The organism is Legionella pneumophila subsp. pneumophila str. Philadelphia 1 (genome assembly GCF_000008485.1).
GTDB lineage: Bacteria > Pseudomonadota > Gammaproteobacteria > Legionellales > Legionellaceae > Legionella > Legionella pneumophila.
Window position 1 is genome coordinate 981,753 of record NC_002942.5, and the last position, 20,680, is coordinate 1,002,432.

Consider the following 20,680-nt stretch of genomic DNA (forward strand, 5'->3'; position numbering starts at 1 on the left):
CGCATCATACTGGAGAGCTATTTTAACCAGGGGTTATATTTCTTATGCTTCTTCATGGTGACTGCTTTCGGAAGGGGTTTCCAAATTCCCGTTAGAAGTGTAAACACTCACAGCGTCAGATTTATTTCCCGACAAGGCGTTGACAATTTGTTGACGGGTATACATGTTATTCGCTATGACTTGACCATTAATGGTATTTAATTCACGACATAGGTTTAATCTCTCTGCAAGAGTGTTATTTAAATGATTGATTTGAATGCCATCTTCTGTAGCGCAATTTTTGAGAAAATCAGACAACAGGAGTCCATGAGGTTTGTCGCCGGGGTTTGATTCTTTTATAAGGTCTACACGTTGTTTTGCACTAGCCTCTAATTTAGTTGATAATTCCTGTTTTTTCTCGGCTAATGTCTCCAGCTGATTGAATTGACTGGTAGAAAGTATCTCTTTTTCTTCAGATAATAAAGTATTGAGTTCTTCTACCCAGTTTATTTCCTGTTCTAATTGGGTTATTAATGTTTTTGCTTTATTGTTATTATTCATCGAGTCGTCCTGCAGTTTAAACCATCTCTACACTATTTAACATGCCATGTGCAATCTTGCTGCTATCAATTTCATACTGGCCGGATTGAATTTCAGCTTTAAAATACAATACACGTGCCTCATTGATTTCAGGTAAATCTTTAAGAGATGCTTTTAAAGCTTCCAGTTGCTTCGATGTACTACTTAAATTGACGCTATCAGCAGAGTTATTTTCCAGAACAGGGTTTTGGGCTTCTTTATGTTTTGCATTGATACGATTGTCCATATCGATATGCCTTAAATTGGCAGAGTCATTAATTTGGTTAACCATATGAATATCCTCAATCGTATTTATCATGATTATCGGCTCCTTTTGCAATTTCTTTAGTAAATTAAGGTTGATTTTTAATCTTTTTTCCAAATTTTTTCTTAAAAATTAAAACATTAGTTAAAAAGTAACTTTCACGGTTTTCTTTCCTGTGACTTGAGCTTCAATAATTCGTTTTGAGGAAAGATTTTTTACTTTTACAGAGTCTCCTAGCGCCCCCTCATCCATTGCAATTCCATCCATGCTCACTGTTAAATTGTCATGAGCGGCTATTATAGATACCTGTTCTCCTTTATGGACCAGTTTGGCTAATTCAATATTGAAAGGGTTAAGTGGGCTATTAGGCGTGATATCATGCTTGCAAACCAATCCAATAAGCTCTTTACTGTCAGTAAAATATCCTTGTTTCAGTTTTTGAACATCAAGCTCGGTTTGGTATATATCTGAATTACTAATTTTTGTACCTTTCAGTAAAGCTCGTTTTGCCACAAGTACAGATTTAAATATAGTTATTTTGACAGGTATATATAGGGTCCAGTGATTGTTTTCCTCTAAACATTTGATTCCCATGGTACTGGTGTTGAGCATGGGTGTTTGATAAGGGTTGAATACTTCAAGTTTATTTTCATCACAAACTTTTAAGTTTAGGCGAGGATCAATATTATCCGCTGTAACCTGAATTTTACCTTCAGTATAGTTTGATAATTCATTGAGGGCGTATTGTTCTATTTTATTTTTTAATAATTCGAGAGACTGACTTGATTCTGAAAATAAACTGGTGCTTGCAAAAAATAAGAAAAAGCTTAGTATGCACTTTTTCACGACATAAACTCCCTTAGTCTATTGATTTTTTATATTGAAACGCATTGTGTCCCAAGCAAGTATTGCGCCAATTTTAGGAGTATATCATGAGACCTTGTTATTTTGTTTGTATATTGGCTTTATTTATGTTTGCGATGCCAGGGTACTCTGAGAATCATCATCCTCAAGAGTTTCTAAAGTCAATTGCTGGCACAAAAGATGAAGGGGAAAAAATTTTTAATCATTTTTGTGTTAATTGCCATGGAACGAAACCAATGATTTCTTTAGGAGCCCCTGAAATTGGAAATGAAAGAGCATGGGGAGAACGATTGAAACAAGGAATGGAAGTGCTTTTTAAACACACCGATGAAGGGTTTAATGCCATGCCTCCCAGAGGAGGATGCTTTGAATGCACTGATAAACAGCTGATTCTAGCTATCATTGCGATGGTTCCCAAACAGGCTCAAAAAGGACTATTAAACAATCTTTTAGGTCATAAAGAATACAAACAGTAAAAAATTTTTATAAAAAAGCCTAAACTTATTCAAACTGCTCCCGATATAGTTAAAAAGAGAAAGAGGGAGATAGAAAGTGAAAAAACAAATACTGTTAGTTCCAGTTTGTGTCTTGGCTGCCTCTTGTGCATCCATGGATAGATCAACGGCCATAGTCGATGATGCGGGTTATACCCATTACACTATGAGTATGGAGTCCGATAGAAAGGGGTCTAGTTACTTTCCTGAGAAAAGACAGGCCACAGGAAAAAAAGTATTTATTTTTGATCCTAAAGCTACTGCCTGGGCAGCTTACGATGCTCAGGGTAACCGAGTTAAAACCGGTAGTGCTTCAGGGGGAAAAGATTTTTGTGAGGACGTTGGCAGACCCTGTCGGACTGTAACAGGCAGTTTTAGAGTTTATTCCAAGAAGGGCGAGGAATGTACCTCCAGTATCTATCCAATAGAAACTGGCGGTGGAGCAAAAATGCCTTATTGCATGCATTTTCATGGGGGTTATTCAATACATGCTGCCTATGAAGTTCCCAACTATAACGCAAGTCACGGCTGCATCCGGGTTTTGCCAAGCGCTGCAAAATGGTTAAATCAAAACTTTATTGATGTAGGAACTTCGGTAATCGTTAAACCTTATTAATTAAGTAAAGATTCTCCACTACTCCCCGCTAATTGCGGGGTTTTTTTATTGGGTGATTTTATTATCTTGTTCTGGCAAAAAGACAATGGTTTTATGACAATTGTTTTATGTAAGAAGTCCAGCTAAAGTTTGGGTTGGGATGAAAGCGGATTCAACAATAATTTGAATTAATAATATATAGAATGCTCTCAATACAAGTCTATTTCTTTCCGGGATTGCTGAATTATTGTCTTAGACCTATAATCACAAATCACCAATTATGCCATTTAAAAAGTAGATCTTAATAATGATTCTGTGTATTGATGTAGGAAACTCTCATATATATGGTGGAGTATTTGATGGAGATGAGATTAAGCTCCGGTTTCGTCATACTTCCAAGGTAAGTACTTCGGATGAATTGGGTATCTTTCTTAAAAGTGTTTTACGTGAAAACAATTGCTCTCCTGAGACAATTAGAAAAATTGCTATTTGTTCAGTAGTACCTCAAGTGGATTACTCATTGCGGTCTGCCTGTGTGAAGTATTTTTCAATTGACCCGTTTTTATTACAGGCAGGGGTTAAGACTGGATTGAATATCAAATATAGAAATCCGGTTGAGGTTGGAGCTGACCGAATTGCGAATGCTATTGCCGCCACTCATAGTTTCCCTAATCAAAACATTATTGTTATTGATTTTGGTACAGCAACTACTTTTTGTGCCATTTCTCATAAAAAAGCTTATTTAGGTGGTGCTATTTTGCCAGGCCTTAGATTATCTGCTGATGCTTTGTCAAAAAATACTGCAAAGTTACCTTCTGTTGAAATTATCAAGACCGAGAGTGTAGTTGGGCGTTCTACCATAGAAAGCATTCAGTCTGGAGTCTACTATGGTGTCCTTGGTGCATGTAAAGAATTAATTCAAAGAATACATCATGAAGCGTTCAATGGCGATCAAATACTAATTTTGGCAACAGGGGGATTTGCGTCTTTATTTGATAAACAAGGTCTTTATGACCATCTTGTCCCAGATTTGGTTCTCCAGGGGATAAGATTGGCTGCTATGATGAATACTGCCTGAGCAGTAAAAGGTTTTTGTTAATATCAGAGTGATTTCTGTTTATTCTCATGGAGTTTATGGGGTGTTTCGTATTCTGGTAAGTTAATCAAAAGGGAGGATTTCGAGTCTTATAAGGTAGGATATCTTTTTGTTTTTATCCGGATTTCCATTTTGAGCGTTTTACCTCCTGCTTTTTCTATTAGAAAAACTCTGGACTCTTCCTTCTCTTTTATTAATTAATCCAAGATCAACGCATGAGCCAAACAAATTCTCAACCGCTCACTTGCTAAATCTGCCTCTTTCATTTTATTGCTGCGTTGCAAATGTTTCTGTGATGCTTATTTACTCTGGCAAACCCTGCTCATCAAAACATCAGTGTTTTCCCTCAAGCAAAATAATCAGATGATGCAAGAGAGCTAATAACTGTGCGCATACAATTGGTTATTAATTTTTCTTAAAGATCAAATAAATAGCAATTCTGGGACTTGTCTCTTTAATCCATAAAAAAAATTGCTCCAAAAGTGGTATTTCAGCTTGACGTGTGTAGAAATGTGTTCCTATAGTGTAGAAAAGTGGGTTAAAATAATAAAAAAGTGGAGAATTGTGGGAGAATAATTCTCCTTCACTTGGGAAATAATATGTTTCGTGGAATTAATGCCATCACCATAGACACTAAAGGGCGCTTAGCTATTCCGACGCGTTACAGAAGTGCCTTGGGTGCAGAGGATAAAATTCCTCTCGTGGTGACTATTGATACCGAAGAAACCTGCTTACTCCTTTACACAGCAGCACAATGGCAAATCATCGAAGATAATTTGCAAAAACTGCCAAGTTTTAATGCTGCAGCAAGACGAATTCAACGTCTGTTAATCGGGCACGCCACTGATGTAGAGGTTGATGCGAATGGACGAGTACTTTTACCCACAGTTTTAAGAAATTATGCAAAGCTGGAAAAAGATGTCGTGATGATAGGCCAGGGAAATAAATTTGAGGTTTGGAATAAAGAATTATGGGAATCCAAGCGTGAGCAATGGCTGGCAGAAGAAGCGTCCATGACGGATGGGTTACCCGAGGAAATGAAAACGTTTTCTTTATAACGGAAAGAGAAATGGCAAAGCATCAATCTGTTTTATTACATGAATCAATCAAAGGTTTGGCTATAAAAGCTGACGGTATCTATTTTGATGGAACTTTTGGCCGAGGAGGCCACAGCCGCGAGATTTTAAATCATTTAAGCGATAAAGGAAGATTGTTTGCAATAGATAAGGACCTTGATGCGGTGCAATATGCCAAGGATTATTTTGGTTTGGATAAACGATTTCAAATTTTTCACGGTTCATTCGCGCAAATCAAGGAATTTGCGTCACAAGCGGGGGTAATTGGGGCCGTTGATGGAATTTTGCTTGATCTGGGAGTGTCTTCACCTCAGTTGGACAATCCAGAAAGAGGTTTTAGTTTTATGCTGCAAGGCCCTCTCGATATGCGAATGGATTTAACTCAATCAATTAATGCTGCGAATTTTGTTAATGAAGCAGAGGTCAACGAGCTGGCTCATGTATTCAGGGCTTATGGTGAGGAACGATTTGCAGGCAGGATTGCAAAAGCTATTGTTGATGCAAGAAAACTAAAACCAATAACAACCACTTTGGAGTTAGCGGAAATTGTTAAAGAAGCAAACCCCAAATGGGAAAAACACAAACATCCTGCAACCCGGGTATTTCAAGCGATTCGAATACATGTCAATCAGGAATTAACCGATTTGAGTAATTGTCTAGAGCAATGTCTGGACGTGTTGGGGCCAGGAGGACGCTTGGCCGTTATCAGTTTCCACTCTTTGGAAGACCGAATAGTCAAACAATTTATGAGAGATAAAGAGCAAGGTAACAGGCCACCTGTTGAAGTTCCAATCAAATACGAAGAACTAAAGACCAATTTTAAAAAAGTAGGTAAAGCAGTGAAACCACAGAGTAGCGAAATAAAGGAAAATGTTAGATCTCGAAGTGCAGTACTTAGGATAGGGGAGAAATTAGCATGAACGCTGCAGCGAAAGTCATTAATCAAGGTAATTTATTTAATGGTCAATTGGCAGATATGCAAATGTCAAAATCACTCTATATGTTGATAGTATTGTTAGCTGCCGTACTAGTCAGTGCTTTTGCGGTCATATATAGCACTAATTCCTACAGATTAACTCTCAGTCAAGTGCAACAAGAGGAACAGCAAACCCATTTTTTACAATTGCAATGGGGACAATTATTATTGGAACAGGCCAGTTTGGCAACTCCAGCCCGGGTTGAGGAATTAGCCAGAGAAAAACTGGGAATGACATTACCAACTTCTGCAAATACGTACTTACTGCATCCTCAATAAGTGAGTCGTTTTGGAGAAGTTAAAGTGTTTTCATATTTTGAGTTATAGGTAAGAACTAAGTACCTGGTGAAGGATAATCTATGTCCAAGAGCATCAAATTAAAGATTGAATAATGAAATTTCAAAGGATTTGATAGAGCAATTAGCGCAATGCGGAGGAAATCACCTCGAAAAAATTGAAAGCTTCATGTACACTTACACGTCATTCATCTTCTTTCCAGGACGTCATGGAAGACTAAGTGTAAAATGGCCTGATAAGTTCCAGGCAGGTATACGTGCCTTATGTTTAACTCTGAGGTAATTTTGAGGAAGAGGTTTCAAGTATATTTTCACTAATTTCTTGTTGCGTGCATAGTTAATACTATTTATGAGTAGTCATATATGAAAAAAACACACCATTTTGCCAGACTGGTTACTGTCGCTGTTTTTTTCTCTTTGATTTTGGCTATTTTGATATGGAGAATGGTTGATCTCACTGTTCTGCATAGACAATTTTTGCAGGGCCAGGGTGATGCGCGCAGCATCCGAGTTATAGATATTCCTGCCTATCGAGGTATGATTACCGATAGAAATGGTACTCCGCTTGCTGTGAGCACACCTGTTGAATCAGTTTGGGTCAATCCAAAGGAATTTTCTCCGGATGAAGAACAATTTATGCAGTTAGCTAAATACCTGAATTTGGCACCTAAAGAATTAAGTAGAAAAATTGTCCGGGCTGAAAATCGGGAGTTTGTTTATTTACAAAGACAGTTACCTCCACCCCTTTCGAAAAAGATCGAAGCTTTAAAAATCCCAGGTGTTAATTTTCAAAAAGAATTCAAACGTTATTATCCAGATTCAGATAGTATTTCCCCATTAATTGGATTTACCAATGTCGATGATCAAGGATTGGAGGGGATTGAGCTGGCTTATCAAGATTGGCTTATGGGAGTCGTTGGTAAAAAAAGAGTAATCAAAGATCGATTAGGACGAGTTGTCGAAGATCTGGGAGTTTTGAAGGAACCACGCCCGGGACATGAGTTAACTTTGAGTATAGATAGACGACTACAATATTTAGCTTATAGCGAATTAGGTAAAACAGTCGAAGAGTTTTCTGCTAAATCCGGGTCTGTAGTTGTAATCGATGCTGAAAATGGTGAGATCCTGGCTGTAGCTAATGTTCCATCTTATAATCCTAACGCACGTGGGCATTATGATAAGGAAACCTACCGCAACAGAGCTTTCACCGATACTTTCGAGCCTGGGTCTGTCATTAAATCATTCAGTATAGCCAGTGCTTTGGAAACAGGCTTATTTACTCCGGATACCATTATTGATACTAATCCAGGATGGATGACTGTCCATGGCCGAACAGTAAGAGATATCCATAATTATGGTGTTTTAGATGTTACCGGAATATTACAACATTCCAGTAATGTGGGTGTTACAAAAATGGTATTATCCACTCCAGCTGAACAATTAATCGGGTTTTTGCAAAAATGTGGTTTTGGGCAACGCTCTGAATTGGCATACCCGGGTGAAAGTGAAGGAGGCATAGTAAAAGCCAAGGATGCAAACCCATTCGTTTTAGCTACATTAGGTTTCGGTTATGGCTTGTCTGTTACTGCACTGCAATTGGCTAAAGCCAATTTAATTTTTGCAAATAAAGGACGATTAATACCTGTGACTTTGATTCATAATGATACCCCCAGTAATGGCATTCAAGTGATGCAACCTAAAACCGCTGAAAATGTATTATTAATGATGGAAGCGGTAATGAATAAGGGTACAGGTAAGGGAGCAAGGGTTCCTGGTTATAGGGTAGCTGGAAAAACTGGAACAGCACGAGTTGCTGGAAAGAATGGATATAAAGACAGGAAATACACAGCCAGTTTTATTGGGATAGCACCAGTTTCCAAACCAAAGTTTGTAGTCGCTGTTATTATTCATGAACCTTCACGAAAGGGTTATTATGCTGCCTCTGTGGCAGGGCCCTTATTTGCGAAAGTCATGTCAGGTGCTTTACGCTTATTCAATATTCCTACTGATGAGCCAGTTAGTTAAAGAGAATAGGAGCCAATTTTGTGAAATTAACCCAATTATTAGAACCGTGGATTAAAAGGGACATTATTGATGGCACTGTGAGTGACATAAAAAATGACAGCCGCTTGGTGAAAGAAGGGGATTTATTTGTCGCCTATCCAGGGGCAGCTTCCGATGGTCGATTATATATAGAAAAAGCCGTGGCATCAGGTGCTGTCGCTGTGGTTTATGAGCCCAATAATTTACCTCAGGGAATTACTTTGCCAACAGGAATTCCCTGTATAGCCATTCCCCAATTAGCTGAAAAATTAGGGGAAATAGCGAAACGGTTTTTTAATAACCCATCCCAATTTCTTGGTTTAACTGGGGTAACTGGCACAAATGGTAAGACGACTATTGCTTATCAGTTGGCACAGGCACATGATTTACTCGGGCAGCACTCGGCTTACATCGGGACTATAGGGCAAGGAAAGGTGGATGCCTTAAAACCTTTGGAAAATACTACGCCAGATGCTCTTTGTTTGCAGAGGTTAATGCATCAGTATAAAGAAGGAGGCATTAAACAGGTTTGTATGGAGGTATCCTCTCATGCGCTGAGCCAGCATAGAGTCGACTCTCTCGAATTTAGTCAGGCTATCTTTACCAATTTAACGCTCGATCATTTAGATTATCACCAGACAATGCAAGCTTATGGGGCTGCAAAGTCGAGGTTGTTTGAACGAGCAGAGTTGCAATGGGCTATTATTAATCAGGATGATGACTTTCAAGATCTCATGAGCAATGTGCTAAAGACTCATGTAAAAAAAGTGACTTACGGTATGCATCAAAATTGCGATGTGAAAGCGCTCCAATGGAATATGGATATCACCGGAACAGAAATTGAAGTCAAATCTCCTTGGGGGCACCACCTTCTAAAGATTAAAGCACTGGGTAAGTTTAATATTTATAATAGCCTGGCTGTTTATAGCAGTTTGCTTGCCAGCGGGTATAATCCAGAAAAAGTAGTGCAAGTTATGGCCGAATTAAAAGCGGCTCCTGGCCGAATGGAAATTGTCGCTCAATCCCCATATGTTCTTGTTGATTATGCTCATACTCCCGATGCATTGGAAAATGTTCTTATCACCTTAAAACAAATAAAAAAAGGGAGATTGTGGGTTGTATTTGGTTGTGGTGGGGACAGAGATAAAACCAAACGGCCCATTATGGGAAAGGCAGCCAGCATGTACGCTGATAATATTGTCATTACCAGCGATAATCCAAGAAGTGAAGATCCGGAAATTATTCTAAATGAAATTGCTTGTGGCATTCCTGCCTCTGCGCCTGTCTCTAAACTGGTGAATAGAGAAGAGGCAATTGCTTATGCTTTAAGAAAGGCTGAGCATAACGATATCATATTAATAGCAGGAAAAGGACATGAATCGTATCAGCAGATTGGGAATACAAAACATGTTTTTTCTGATCAGGAAGTTGTAAGACGTTTGATGAATAATTAAAATTTCGGGACAGGGGTTAATTATTAGAAACAGACATCAACACCTTAACCTAATAATGGATACTTTTTTATTGAGTCAGAATCAAAATAAGTTGTGAAATCATGGCGGTGATGATGATTCTTGCGAAGAGTCAAGAATGCTGAGGATAGATTTCCAGCGTGTTTTAATTCTAGTGTTTCATGAATCGGGTTATATATTGATAAAGCCAACTCTCTCCAGTCGCTGTTTTCATTTAATCTATAAGGTTTTTCAGGGGTTGCAAATTGTGGGTATGGAAGACCAAGCATTTGATGTAATTTACGACTGACGATTGCGACTGCAGCAAATTTAGCTTCGAGGCTGTGTCCTGCAATATGTGGTGTGCAAAGAGTTGCCTTGGAGACAATCCGGCTATCTATATGAGGTTCGTTATTGTAGACGTCGGTGCAATAAAGTATGGCAGAGCCAAGATGCAAAAGGGCTTCTTCATTAACGATACCTCCTCGAGAAGCATTGATGATAATGCAGCCAGGTTTTAATTCCTTGAGAAAATCCCGATTAATTAAGTTAAGGCTTGGGTAGGGCGCATCGCTATGTAATTCAGCATGAACACATAAGAGGTCACATTCAAAAAGATCTTCAAGAGAGCAGCTTTGAAAAGAAGTATCTCTGGTTGCTTTGGGTGGGTCATAAAGGCATAACTGAAATTCGGCAGCATTTAGTCGTTCATAAACTTTAGTACCTACTTGCCCTAAACCAATAATTCCTGCTGTTTTACCTTGAATAAGTTGCTGTTTATCTAAATAGGCAAGGCAAGCAACAACATAGTCAGCAACCGATATGGCATTGCATCCTTTGGCATCAATAATAGATATGTTTTGTGATTCTAAAAAAGGAAAATCAATATGATCGGTTCCACTGGTTGCTGTCGCAACAAACTTTATTTGGTGGTTTTTGAGTAAATCGCCATTTATTTTTAGGGTTGAACGACAAAGAAGAACGTCCTTATAGTGAAGCAATTCTGGAATTTCATCGGCCTTATGATACAAAGTTACGGTAAATGGTGGTGGAAAAGCACTATCTAATCCTGGCAATAAAGCATCTGCTAAAATGTTCATAAATTAAAAATCGCGCTTAAAATATATAATGAACCATAGATGAGGGGAGTAAGAATATACCCCAATACATTAGTAAAAATTAGTACAATCAATATTAAAAAACCAAATGGTTCTAATTTTGCATAAGCGATAGCTTGTCTTGCTGGCAATAGATTTATTACAACTTTGCTGCCATCAAGTGGAGGAATGGGGATTAGGTTTAAAAAGGCAAGAATCAAATTGATCATCATTCCCGCTCTAGCTGTAACAAGCAGGAATAAAGCAGTCATTGAGCTTTGAGGGCTTAACAGCGTTGCTATTTTAAAACATCCAGCCCATAGGAATGCCATTATCAGATTTGCTAATGGTCCCGCAAGCGTTACCAATATCATATCTCGGCGTGGTTTTCGCAGTTGGCTCTGGTTAACCGGAACCGGTTTTGCGTAACCAATTACGAAATTGAAATTTGTTATCACGCCAATTAAAAGAGGTAATAGAACAGTGCCTATTGGATCAATGTGTTTGATAGGGTTTAATGTTAATCGACCGAACATTTTAGCTGTGTTGTCACCGCAGCGGTAGGCAACGTAACCATGAGCTAACTCATGAAAAGTAATAGCTAATAATACTGGTAAAGCCCAAATACAAATTTGTTGGATTAACGTGAATTCTGGCATTAATATTCTGATGTATTTAATAAGGATCCTGATTTTAACGAATTCTACTCGCTAATAACAAGGGTTGATGAAAAATTGTGTGGCCGCTCGCATTTGTTGATATTTTTACCATCCTTGCCGAAAAACCTTCATTTTCTACTCAAGCATGAGAAATCTCGACAGGACCTAATGTTTTATTAATAACATGGGGTCTTGGCTAAATCGAAAGCATCTTATATGATTCCATTTGATATGAGGATTTATAAGGCTTGGTTTCGATGACGCAATTTGAGAAAACTTTTAACTTCATGAAAAAAATCTGGGTAATAATAACCTATATTATCCTTGTTGTTCTCTCTTATTATTTTTTGGATAGAACGTTGGCTACTTATTTCCATAGCCTGGATCTTCGAGTCAATGCTCATGCATTAACATACTTGACGGCTTTGGGAAAATGGAAGATTTATGTTGCATTGTTTTTAATCACCGCATTATACTTTCGATACATTCAGCAAAATAAACAATATGAAATTAGATCTTGGTATTTATTGGGCTGTGTTTTGCTGCCTAATTTATTGACTTTTGTGTTAAAAATTAGCTTTAGTCGTGCGCGGCCGGATCTCTTGTTTGATAATAACCTCTATGGGTTTTATTGGTTTCAACTCAATGACAATTATTGGTCATTCCCTTCAGGGCATTCTATTACTATAACTGCTTTGGCTGCGGGATTGGGGTTTCTCTTCCCAAGATATTTTTTCCTCTTTATCGGAGCAGCCTTGCTTGTCGCTGCTACCAGGGTTATTTTATATCATCATTATTTAAGTGATGTTATGACTGGATTTTATATCAGTATGTTGCTTGTTGGCTTATTTACACAGTATTTGCAAAGGAACCACTATCTCAATAAGATAAATTAGACTCTATAAATCGTAGTCAAGTTTATTAAGGGAGTAATTATGACTATAGAAAGGGAATTAAAAAATTTTGTAAGATTGTATGCGGAATGGGACACAACTAATAATTGTTATAAATCCCATTTAGATAAGGATACCTTATTGAGATTAGAAAGAGATTTTGCAAGATTTATTAACCAGCAATTATTGATAGATGGGCCAGAAAAAGAAAAAATTGTTAAAAATTATAAAAGATTAACTCTCTGCTTTCATCCTGATCATGCTTCAGGATTTTCGCCAGAAATGGTTTGGCTAGAGAATAATTTATCTCAGAGCAAGAATAATGGAGCATGCTTCAAGATACTTGGCTTGTGTTATGAAAAATTAATCTCACCTGAAAAATTCAAAGATAGTAGTTTAGGAGATATCAAAAGCAAGGATGATTTTAAACAATGGCTGGAAAATTTAAGATCCAAGGCGACTACCTATTCTGGCCAGAGTTTTTGTGACAGTTTAATTAATTTATTAGAACAATCCAGTGGTTTTTTTGATGATACTGGCAAAATAAAACCTAGAGGACTCAGAGTTTTACTTCGATTTATTCCAGTAGTATTTGCCAGCTATGGCACTTTTCTTTTTGCAGAAGAATTGTTTGCTATCTATGCGCTCTATTTTATTTTATTGAAAGGAGGGCAGTACCTGGAGAGCACTGAATCCAGTCAACTAAAAAAAATAGGCTGCACGTTGCAAGAAATCAGTATTATTACTGCAACTGCATCAACTACTCTATTAGTTCGCCTGCTTGAAATGACTTTTTGGGCTTCGCGCCAATTTCTTGATGTGAGTTTACAAATCGGTTCTGCGATTTTAAAACCTATGTTACCCTCTCCTGAGACTAAGGAAAAATCAGAGTCTGATACAGCTACCAATTTATGTAGAGATTTAATCTTGGCTAGCCATAATACTAGCGAGGGAATGCAATTCAAGACACCAGAATTAAAAGTCATTTCTGCTCCTCTTGAATCTTATCTTGGTTTAAACGCGCAGCAATTTTTTGGTGACTTGAGGATAGGTCGAGAGAAGCGTTTAAAAGTAGAGGCATTTTTATTCAAGATGAGAGTATTGGATTCTCTTCCTAGTCCTTTGGAGGAGAAATTGGTAGAAGCTCAAAAAGAACTGGATAAGATAAAGAAGGATACCAAGGTTTTTACAAGCAATACAGCAAAAGCCGTAAAAGAAGCAGAACAAGTTATCTCTCTGCTACAAGACCAGGATTCTATGCAATTGGTGGTTTATAATGGAACTTAATAGCTGTTGCAAGTATCTCATGCTTATTCTCAGGACAAAATAACGCATTGGTTAAATAATGAATTATGTGTATGATTTGTTCCAATTCGTGAAGCTATTGCAAATTTTGCTTTTCAGTTTGTTATAAAAATAGCTTCCTGCCTGCGCGGAAATGAAAAAATACCACCATTGTTTGTAATGCTGATTGTACTTAAGGACATTATTTTGCCCTATGTTTTTTCTTTTTGCATGAGTTGAGTTTTCCAACCCGGACCAGATTATTAGGTAGGTGAGAATAGAAAAAGGCTTTCTTTAACATAGCTCATTTAGAATAAATTAGCTTTATGTTCTAATTAAAATCAACCCCTTGAATTTATACCCCTATCTCTGGCAAGATGCAGACTGATTTGATATTCCAGTGAGGAACCATGAAAATACTCGTGGCTGTAAAACGTGTGATTGACCCTTATGTCAAAATTCGAGTGAAATCGGATAATTCAGGAGTTGAAACTCAAAATATCAAAATGGCGATGAATCCATTTGATGAAATAGCCATTGAAGAGGCATTGCGTTTGCGAGAAAAAAATTGGGCAACGGAGGTTATTGCTGTAAGCATTGGTTCGGATAGCTCTCAGGAAACTTTAAGGCACGCTTTAGCTTTGGGTGCAGATAAGGCCATTCTGGTTCGAACAGAAAAATCATTCGAGAGCCTTAATATAGCCAAGATATTAAATAGTATCGTAGCTAATGAAAAACCGGATTTGGTTTTGATGGGCAAACAATCGATAGATGGTGACAATAACCAAACCCCTCAAATGTTGGCTGCATTATTGAATTGGCCACAGGCTACCAATGCGTCGAAGATCATTCCCGATAATAATAATCTTGAAGTGGTGAGAGAAATTGATGGTGGTTTGGAAACACTCAAGGTACAGCTGCCTGCAGTAATCAGTACCGATCTTCGTTTAAATGAGCCCAGATATGCCAGCTTGCCGAATATTATGAAGGCCAAACGAAAGCCTCTTGATATCATTGATCTGGATTCGCTTGGCTTATCTCTTAAACAACACGTTGAAATATTAAAGGTTAATGCCCCGGCAACCAGAAGTGCTGGTGTCATACTTGATTCTGTGGCTGCATTGTTGGATAAATTACAACATGAAGCCAAAGTGCTTTAATTAAGGAGATGAGATGAGCACTTTAGTTTTAGTTGAACATAATAATCAGCAGTTACATCCAGCAACCCGCAATACACTGTCTGCTGCTTTAGAGCTCGGTGATAAAATTACATTACTAGTGGTTGGATATCAATGCCGTTCAGTAGCCGAGGAGGCAGCCAGTCTGGAAGGAGTTCATGCTGTTTTGCATGTAGATAATCCTTGTTACGAACATCAATTGGCTGAAGCAGTTAGCGATTTGGTGGTGTCTTTTGCGAATTCATTCAGTGCTATTTTAGCTCCTTCCAGTACTTATGGGAAAAATATATTGCCCAGAGTTGCTGCACAACTTGATGTGACCCAGATTTCTGATGTGAGCAAGATAATTAATTCAGACACATTTGAACATCCTGTTTATGCTGGTAATGCTATAGAGACTGTGCGTGTTTTGGATTCATTAAAAGTAATGACTATTAGAACGACAGCTTTTGATCCCATCACATCAAGCCAGGAAGTATGTTGCATAGAAAGTATTGATAAGGAATTTCAAGCTAAAGGAAGTCAATTTGTGCGCCATGAATTAAGTAAATCCGAGAGGCCGGATTTAGGTAGTGCCAAAATAGTTGTTTCTGGCGGTAGAGGGCTACAAAATGCAGAAAAATTTAAATTAATCGAAGAGTTAGCTGATACTTTGGGCGCAGCAGTAGGGGCATCCAGAGCTGCAGTTGATGCCGGTTTTGTTCCTAATGATTATCAGGTAGGTCAAACCGGGAAGGTAGTGGCTCCTATGCTTTATATTGCCGTGGGTATTTCTGGAGCAGTTCAACATTTGGCAGGTATGAAGGATTCCAAGGTTATTGTTGCAATTAATAAAGACGCAGATGCACCTATTTTTCAAATTGCGACTTATGGGTTAGTAGGTGATCTGTTTGAATTAATTCCACAATTAATAGAACAATTAAAGAATCGATAAGAGGTAACAATATGTTAGTAGGGGTACCAAAAGAAATCAAATCGCACGAAAACAGAGTAGGACTTGTTCCCTCGAGTGTTAGAGAAATTATTAGGGCAGGAAGTGATGTATTGGTAGAGAAGGGAGCTGGGCTTGGTATCGGCATATCGGATGATGATTACAGAAATGCCGGGGCTGAAGTGGTTGATACTGCTGATGACGTATTTGCCAATGCCGAATTAATAGTCAAAGTAAAAGAGCCCCAGCCTATTGAATGTAAACGGTTACGTGAAGGGCAAACATTATTCACTTATTTACATTTAGCTCCTGATCCTCACCAAGCGCGTTTATTAAAAGAATCTGGGGTTACAGCAATAGCTTATGAAACTGTGACACAGGATGATGGCGGGTTACCTTTACTTACTCCCATGTCCCAAGTGGCTGGTCGTATGGCAATCCAGGCTGGTGCACATTGCTTGGAGATGGCTCAAGGGGGTAGCGGTATATTGCTAGGTGGTGTACCTGGTGTTGCTGCAGCCAATGTCGTGGTCATTGGCGGTGGAGTTGTAGGAACAAATGCTGTTCGCATGGCGATGGGGATGGAAGCTCGTGTTATTGTGCTGGATCGTTCACTGCAACGTTTAAATGAATTGGATTTTCAGTTTGGTTCTAAACTCAATACAGTTTACTCAACTGCAGATTCCATAGAAAAATACGTATCCAGCGCTGATTTAGTGATTGGTGCTGTATTGGTACCAGGTGCTGCAGCCCCCAAACTAGTGACTCGCTCTATGCTGAGCTCAATGCGTCCTGGCTCCGTTTTAGTCGATGTTGCTATTGATCAAGGGGGGTGTTTTGAGACAAGTCGTGCGACAACCCATCAAGAACCTACTTACATGGTCGATAACGTAGTGCATTATTGTGTGGCCAATATGCCTGGTGCTGTACCCAGAACATCAACATTTGCTTTAAATAATGCCACATTACCCTTCATTTTAAGTATTGTTACCAAAGGTGTTAAGCTGGCTTTATTAAGTGATCCGCATTTACTTAATGGTCTAAATGTTCACCAGGGTAAAATCACTTATGAGGCTGTTGCTCGTGATTTAGGATATGAATACACGCCAGCTGCAGCTGCTTTATCAGGACGATAATTAGTAGATTAAAACCCGTATTACACAAATTGAATACGGGTTTTTTGCTTCATCAGAATATAAATCTTAAATTAAAACAGACTTTCTTCCACTGGCGCTAGTTCTTCTTCCTGCTGATCATTATGTGCATTATAGACAGGACCTTGATCCTCTTCAGATGGAACCTCATTTTGTCGAAAATACTCAATGATGCCATTTTCCTGGTTAGGCTTGGCGAGCAAACCACTTACTGGATCTATTCGAACAGCTATAACATTTTCAGGCTGCTTCAATTCAGTTTCAGGTTTGTCTTTTAATGCTACTTTCATAAAATCAATCCATAGTGGAAGAGCAAGATTTGCAGCATATTCATGCAATGATTTGGGATTATCAAAACCAATCCAGGTTGTTACTACCAAATTAGAGTTAAATCCGGCAAACCACGCATCTACTTGATCATTAGTAGTCCCTGTTTTACCAGCGATGTCTTGACGATTTAATACTCGTGCAGCACGTCCAGTGCCATGCTGTATTACATCGCGTAATGCCGTATTCATTAAAAAGGCAATGTCTTCAGAAATAACGCGCGGTGCCAAGGTAGAGGCATCAACTTTGTCTTTATCACAAGGGTCACATACAACACTTGGTTTGGCTTGTAACAGAATTTTACCATCAGCATCTGTTATATGGTCAATGAGGTAGGGCTCTACTTTATAGCCACCATTAGCAAAGACTGCATAAGCAGTGGTTAAATCCATAGGGCTAATGGATAAACTTCCTAAAGCAAGTGATAAGGCTCTAGGCAATGATTTTTTATTAAAGCCAAAACGAGTTAAGAAATCTATCGTATAATCAATACCTATATCATCAAGAATTCTTATAGATACCAAATTTTTAGATTGAACTAATGCCTGTTTCAGGCGGGTAGGGCCATTGAATTTTAGATTCACATTGTGTGGCCGCCATAAATTCGGTTGGCTGGGATCGTCTACAACGATGGGGGCATCATTAATTAAGGTAGCAAGATTATAACCATTGTTCAAAGCCGCAGCGTAAACAAATGGTTTGAAACTGGAGCCTGGTTGTCTGCTGGATTGGGTAGCTCGGTTGAATTTACTTTTTGAGAAGTTAAATCCTCCGACCAAAACTTCAATGGCGCCATTTTTAGGATTCATAGCAACCATTGCAGATTCTGCTTCAGGAATTTGGGCGAGTTGCCAGGATTTTTCCGTGGGGTGTACATAGATTATATCGCCTGCTGCTACCACTTGTTGTGCTTTGGTTGGTGATTTCCCAACCCAGCCTCCTCTCTTCAGTGCCGGCCTGGCCCAGGACATACCCTCCCAGGGAATAATAATTATTTGCCCATTTTGTAATGCCGCAGTCGCTTCTTTTTCTCTTACTTCAGTGACCACTGCTGGAATCAGGCTGTTAAGCTCTGGATATTGCCGCAAGTATTTTTGCCTAATCTTGGGAGATTGACTGTCTTTTTCACCTATATTGGCAATTGGCCCTCTGTAACCATGTCGATGATCATAATCAATCAGATTTTTTTCTACCACTTCATTGGCAGTATTTTGTAATTTGCCGTCAATGGTTGTATATACCTTATAGCCTTTAGTGTACGCTTCGGGGCCAAAATTGTCGTACAGAGACTGACGAATCATTTCAGCAACATAAGGCGCTTTCACCTTGATATTAGTTCCATGGTATTTTGCAGTAATTGGTTGATTGACAGCATTTTGGTATTGTTCTTCATTGATATAATGTTCTTCCAGTAATCGCTCCAGTACATGGTCACGACGTTTTTTTGCAGCAAGCGGGTTAGCGATAGGATTCTGAGTTGAGGGCGCTTGAGGAAGTCCTGCTATCATAGCCAGTTCAGCCAGATTAAGGTCTTTAAGGGATTTTCCAAAATAAACCATGGCTGCCGCACCAACACCGTAAGCCCGATTACCCAGATAAACCCTGTTTAAGTAAAGTTCCAAAATCTTTTCTTTACTTAATTCCCGGTCAATTTTGATAGCAAGCATAATTTCATTGAATTTCCGTAAAAATGTTTTTTTACGGCTTAAGAAAAAATTACGAGCTACTTGCATGGTGATCGTACTGCCACCTTGAGATTTGGTTCCAGTTTTGAGCATGCTTACTGCGGCTCGGCCCAATCCCATAACGTCTACACCAGGGTGCTCAAAAAATCGTTGATCTTCTGTTGCAATTAATGCATGGATCAGAGTAGGGGGAATTTCGTCATAGGTTACGGGAATACGTTTTTTTTCACCGTATTCCTGAATTAATAAACCTTCTTTGCTGAAAATCTGTAATGGCACTTGTAATTGTACAGTTTTTAATGAATCAACATTAGGCAATTGGCTTTCGAGATAAAGGTATAGAAGGCTGCCAGCTACTATTAGGAGAAAAAACAGGCTCATCAGCGCCCAAAGACCTTTACGCCAGAAGTATGCCATTTTTTTCATAGAATTTCGTTTTCGTTAAATGTGAGTAGTGCAATATTATACAGCGAATCTATATAATATTGCGAGGTTTACAAGGGAAAAAAACCTGATTTAAATGCTATTTTGCGCCTCACAGCTATGGAGATAATCATTGATGAAGCGCCAATAGGCATTAATCCCCATGGCCATTACTCATAGAAAAAGATTGATTAGGCTGGGTATCTGTTGTTTCAGAGGATTTAACCATTGGTAAATCGCTTACATCAATCATTGTTGTTTGTTGTTTGGCTTGAGTGCCCAGCTTGGTATTGAAAAACAGAGAGCTGTATCCAAGAGGTAGGACAGGGTTGAAAACTGGACGGGGCATGCTGCGAGTTAGCTCGCTTACTTTCTCTTTCAGTTTTTCTATTTCTTTGTCTTTCTCCAGAATAGTAGCTTCTTGCTCTGAAATTGTATTTTTATCTTTTTCTGCTTGTTGTGTTTTTGTTAAGAGTTCTTTTTCTTGCTCTTTGCTACTGACACTCAATATTTGGGCTTTCTCCATTAGTTCAGGTACCAATAGAGCGTTTTGATGCTCTAAGCATAAAGATTCAGCAAGCGCTTTAATTTCTTCATCAGAAGAACATTCTGCTGTATTTTTAGAATTAATATGGATGTTCAATGCTTCTAAAACTTCTTCTTTGATCAAATTTCCGGAGTTGCAAAATTCTCCACCAACGTATCCATCATTTTTTACGCCAGAAAGAGAAATGCTGGTTTCAGCGCTCTCGGTGGCAGAAGTATATTTTACTTCATAAGTTTTACTTTTAGGGGTGATCATTAATTGTTTAAGATCAATTAAAAGCTGAGCGATCTGTTTTTTATACTCTTCCAGTTTAGATGGTTCAAATGAGCTTTTCCTATCCAGCATGGATTTTAGAAAAAGCACTTCATTTAAAATAAAATATAAGAATGGTTTTCTGTCGGGATAGCCTTTGGTGCAATTTTGTATTAACTCTTCAAGGCGTCCCTTACATTCACCGTCTTTATCCTGAATAATTTCTTTAGCCAAAGCAAGTGCTTTTCTTCTTAAGAGAATGGGATTGCTTTCAACTATTAATTTATTTAATACTTTAGGCTGGCTGTCATGATACCGAATGATTACAGAAGTCAATGTATAGAGTAGCTCTTCTAATCTAGTCATATGTAAAGCTCCTTTTTATAAAGCTAAAAATCTAAATGTGGAAATCCCCTACAACTTGGTATTTCACTATATTGAATGTTTTGCATAAGTGCAAGTGCCTATTAACTGGTACATTATTTGAAAAAAACATACAAGTAGAGGGGTTGTTTTACAGTTTTTTGAAAGAATAT

Annotated in this window: 20 protein-coding genes; 13 read left to right on the forward strand and 7 right to left on the reverse strand. The window is 38.4% G+C overall.

Translation table 11 applies throughout. The features are described from left to right. Window positions 1–42: 42 nt before the first annotated feature. The 3 genes from LPG_RS04500 to flgA form a co-directional block, all read right to left on the reverse strand. A complete protein-coding gene (locus LPG_RS04500; RefSeq protein ID WP_010946641.1) occupies window positions 43–540 on the reverse strand; it encodes a flagella synthesis protein FlgN in 498 nt (165 codons plus the stop codon). Between the two features lie 16 nt (window positions 541–556). After that, on the reverse strand, window positions 557–877 hold the full coding sequence (gene flgM, locus LPG_RS04505; RefSeq protein WP_010946642.1) for a flagellar biosynthesis anti-sigma factor FlgM: 321 nt from the start codon (window positions 875–877) through the stop codon (window positions 557–559). Window positions 878–967: 90 nt separating this feature from the next. Next, complete coding sequence (gene flgA / locus LPG_RS04510; RefSeq protein ID WP_010946643.1) at window positions 968–1,669, reverse strand: flagellar basal body P-ring formation chaperone FlgA; 702 nt, start codon at window positions 1,667–1,669, stop codon at window positions 968–970. 86 nt (window positions 1,670–1,755) lie between these two features. Here flgA and LPG_RS04515 point away from each other — a divergent pair, with 86 nt between their 5' ends. The 8 genes from LPG_RS04515 (at window position 1,756) to LPG_RS04550 (ending at window position 9,717) form a co-directional block, all read left to right on the forward strand. Further along, window positions 1,756–2,163 carry a c-type cytochrome gene (locus LPG_RS04515; RefSeq protein ID WP_010946644.1) on the forward strand — a complete coding sequence of 136 codons (408 nt, stop codon included), beginning with the start codon at window positions 1,756–1,758 and terminating at the stop codon, window positions 2,161–2,163. A 76-nt stretch (window positions 2,164–2,239) separates the two neighbouring features. Continuing rightward, window positions 2,240–2,797 (forward strand): L,D-transpeptidase, encoded by a 558-nt coding sequence (locus tag LPG_RS04520; protein WP_010946645.1) that lies wholly within the window; start codon window positions 2,240–2,242, stop codon window positions 2,795–2,797. 286 nt (window positions 2,798–3,083) lie between these two features. Beyond that, window positions 3,084–3,854, forward strand: a complete 771-nt coding sequence (locus tag LPG_RS04525; RefSeq protein WP_010946646.1) for a type III pantothenate kinase — start codon at window positions 3,084–3,086, stop codon at window positions 3,852–3,854. A gap of 617 nt (window positions 3,855–4,471) precedes the next feature. Then, complete coding sequence (mraZ, locus tag LPG_RS04530; protein WP_011213343.1) at window positions 4,472–4,930, forward strand: division/cell wall cluster transcriptional repressor MraZ; 459 nt, start codon at window positions 4,472–4,474, stop codon at window positions 4,928–4,930. Between the two features lie 11 nt (window positions 4,931–4,941). Then, window positions 4,942–5,868, forward strand: a complete 927-nt coding sequence (gene rsmH / locus LPG_RS04535; RefSeq protein ID WP_011213344.1) for a 16S rRNA (cytosine(1402)-N(4))-methyltransferase RsmH — start codon at window positions 4,942–4,944, stop codon at window positions 5,866–5,868. After that, window positions 5,865–6,203 carry a cell division protein FtsL gene (gene ftsL / locus LPG_RS04540; RefSeq protein WP_011213345.1) on the forward strand — a complete coding sequence of 113 codons (339 nt, stop codon included), beginning with the start codon at window positions 5,865–5,867 and terminating at the stop codon, window positions 6,201–6,203. Before rsmH ends, ftsL begins: the two co-directional genes overlap by 4 nt. 380 nt (window positions 6,204–6,583) lie before the next feature. Continuing rightward, on the forward strand, window positions 6,584–8,245 hold the full coding sequence (locus LPG_RS04545) for a peptidoglycan D,D-transpeptidase FtsI family protein (protein WP_010946651.1): 1,662 nt from the start codon (window positions 6,584–6,586) through the stop codon (window positions 8,243–8,245). Between the two features lie 20 nt (window positions 8,246–8,265). After that, entirely contained in the window at window positions 8,266–9,717 is a 1,452-nt protein-coding gene (locus tag LPG_RS04550) for a UDP-N-acetylmuramoyl-L-alanyl-D-glutamate--2,6-diaminopimelate ligase (protein WP_010946652.1), read from the forward strand. Window positions 9,718–9,761: 44 nt separating this feature from the next. Here the strand turns inward: LPG_RS04550 and LPG_RS04555 are convergent, their stop codons facing one another. Beyond that, complete coding sequence (locus LPG_RS04555; RefSeq protein ID WP_010946653.1) at window positions 9,762–10,814, reverse strand: 4-phosphoerythronate dehydrogenase; 1,053 nt, start codon at window positions 10,812–10,814, stop codon at window positions 9,762–9,764. Beyond that, a complete protein-coding gene (locus LPG_RS04560; RefSeq protein WP_010946654.1) occupies window positions 10,811–11,470 on the reverse strand; it encodes a site-2 protease family protein in 660 nt (219 codons plus the stop codon). The genes LPG_RS04555 and LPG_RS04560 overlap by 4 nt, the downstream gene beginning before the upstream one ends. 257 nt (window positions 11,471–11,727) lie before the next feature. On the opposite strand from LPG_RS04560, the gene LPG_RS04565 reads away from it, so the two are divergent. The 5 genes from LPG_RS04565 to ald all read left to right on the forward strand — a co-directional run bounded on the left by LPG_RS04565 (window position 11,728) and on the right by ald (window position 16,892). Further along, window positions 11,728–12,366: a phosphatase PAP2 family protein gene (locus tag LPG_RS04565; protein ID WP_015444701.1), complete on the forward strand. Its 639-nt coding sequence runs from the start codon at window positions 11,728–11,730 to the stop codon at window positions 12,364–12,366. A gap of 39 nt (window positions 12,367–12,405) precedes the next feature. After that, entirely contained in the window at window positions 12,406–13,650 is a 1,245-nt protein-coding gene (locus LPG_RS04570; protein WP_010946656.1) for a hypothetical protein, read from the forward strand. A gap of 407 nt (window positions 13,651–14,057) precedes the next feature. Beyond that, the gene (locus tag LPG_RS04575; RefSeq protein WP_010946657.1) at window positions 14,058–14,807 is read left to right on the forward strand and encodes an electron transfer flavoprotein subunit beta/FixA family protein; all 750 of its coding nucleotides are present in this window, start codon (window positions 14,058–14,060) and stop codon (window positions 14,805–14,807) included. Between the two features lie 13 nt (window positions 14,808–14,820). Continuing rightward, complete coding sequence (locus tag LPG_RS04580; RefSeq protein WP_010946658.1) at window positions 14,821–15,759, forward strand: electron transfer flavoprotein subunit alpha/FixB family protein; 939 nt, start codon at window positions 14,821–14,823, stop codon at window positions 15,757–15,759. A gap of 11 nt (window positions 15,760–15,770) precedes the next feature. Further along, on the forward strand, window positions 15,771–16,892 hold the full coding sequence (gene ald, locus LPG_RS04585) for an alanine dehydrogenase (protein ID WP_010946659.1): 1,122 nt from the start codon (window positions 15,771–15,773) through the stop codon (window positions 16,890–16,892). 71 nt (window positions 16,893–16,963) lie between these two features. Here ald and LPG_RS04590 read toward each other — a convergent pair whose 3' ends face one another. Continuing rightward, on the reverse strand, window positions 16,964–19,348 hold the full coding sequence (locus LPG_RS04590; RefSeq protein ID WP_010946660.1) for a penicillin-binding protein 1A: 2,385 nt from the start codon (window positions 19,346–19,348) through the stop codon (window positions 16,964–16,966). A gap of 151 nt (window positions 19,349–19,499) precedes the next feature. After that, window positions 19,500–20,510, reverse strand: coding sequence for a Dot/Icm T4SS effector RavI (gene ravI / locus LPG_RS04595; RefSeq protein WP_010946661.1), 1,011 nt, complete (start codon window positions 20,508–20,510; stop codon window positions 19,500–19,502). Window positions 20,511–20,680 lie beyond the last annotated feature (170 nt).

Coding starts and splice junctions, on each gene's coding strand:
- ftsL (WP_011213345.1), top strand. CDS start 5,865: ATGAACGCTGCAGCGAAAGTCATTAATCAAGGTAATTTATTTAATGGT.
- LPG_RS04555 (WP_010946653.1), bottom strand. CDS start 10,814: ATGAACATTTTAGCAGATGCTTTATTGCCAGGATTAGATAGTGCTTTT.
- rsmH (WP_011213344.1), top strand. CDS start 4,942: ATGGCAAAGCATCAATCTGTTTTATTACATGAATCAATCAAAGGTTTG.
- mraZ (WP_011213343.1), top strand. CDS start 4,472: ATGTTTCGTGGAATTAATGCCATCACCATAGACACTAAAGGGCGCTTA.
- LPG_RS04525 (WP_010946646.1), top strand. CDS start 3,084: ATGATTCTGTGTATTGATGTAGGAAACTCTCATATATATGGTGGAGTA.
- LPG_RS04565 (WP_015444701.1), top strand. CDS start 11,728: ATGACGCAATTTGAGAAAACTTTTAACTTCATGAAAAAAATCTGGGTA.
- LPG_RS04545 (WP_010946651.1), top strand. CDS start 6,584: ATGAAAAAAACACACCATTTTGCCAGACTGGTTACTGTCGCTGTTTTT.
- LPG_RS04500 (WP_010946641.1), bottom strand. CDS start 540: ATGAATAATAACAATAAAGCAAAAACATTAATAACCCAATTAGAACAG.
- LPG_RS04560 (WP_010946654.1), bottom strand. CDS start 11,470: ATGCCAGAATTCACGTTAATCCAACAAATTTGTATTTGGGCTTTACCA.
- LPG_RS04570 (WP_010946656.1), top strand. CDS start 12,406: ATGACTATAGAAAGGGAATTAAAAAATTTTGTAAGATTGTATGCGGAA.
- LPG_RS04515 (WP_010946644.1), top strand. CDS start 1,756: ATGAGACCTTGTTATTTTGTTTGTATATTGGCTTTATTTATGTTTGCG.
- flgM (WP_010946642.1), bottom strand. CDS start 877: ATGATAAATACGATTGAGGATATTCATATGGTTAACCAAATTAATGAC.
- LPG_RS04580 (WP_010946658.1), top strand. CDS start 14,821: ATGAGCACTTTAGTTTTAGTTGAACATAATAATCAGCAGTTACATCCA.
- LPG_RS04575 (WP_010946657.1), top strand. CDS start 14,058: ATGAAAATACTCGTGGCTGTAAAACGTGTGATTGACCCTTATGTCAAA.
- ald (WP_010946659.1), top strand. CDS start 15,771: ATGTTAGTAGGGGTACCAAAAGAAATCAAATCGCACGAAAACAGAGTA.
- LPG_RS04590 (WP_010946660.1), bottom strand. CDS start 19,348: ATGAAAAAAATGGCATACTTCTGGCGTAAAGGTCTTTGGGCGCTGATG.
- ravI (WP_010946661.1), bottom strand. CDS start 20,510: ATGACTAGATTAGAAGAGCTACTCTATACATTGACTTCTGTAATCATT.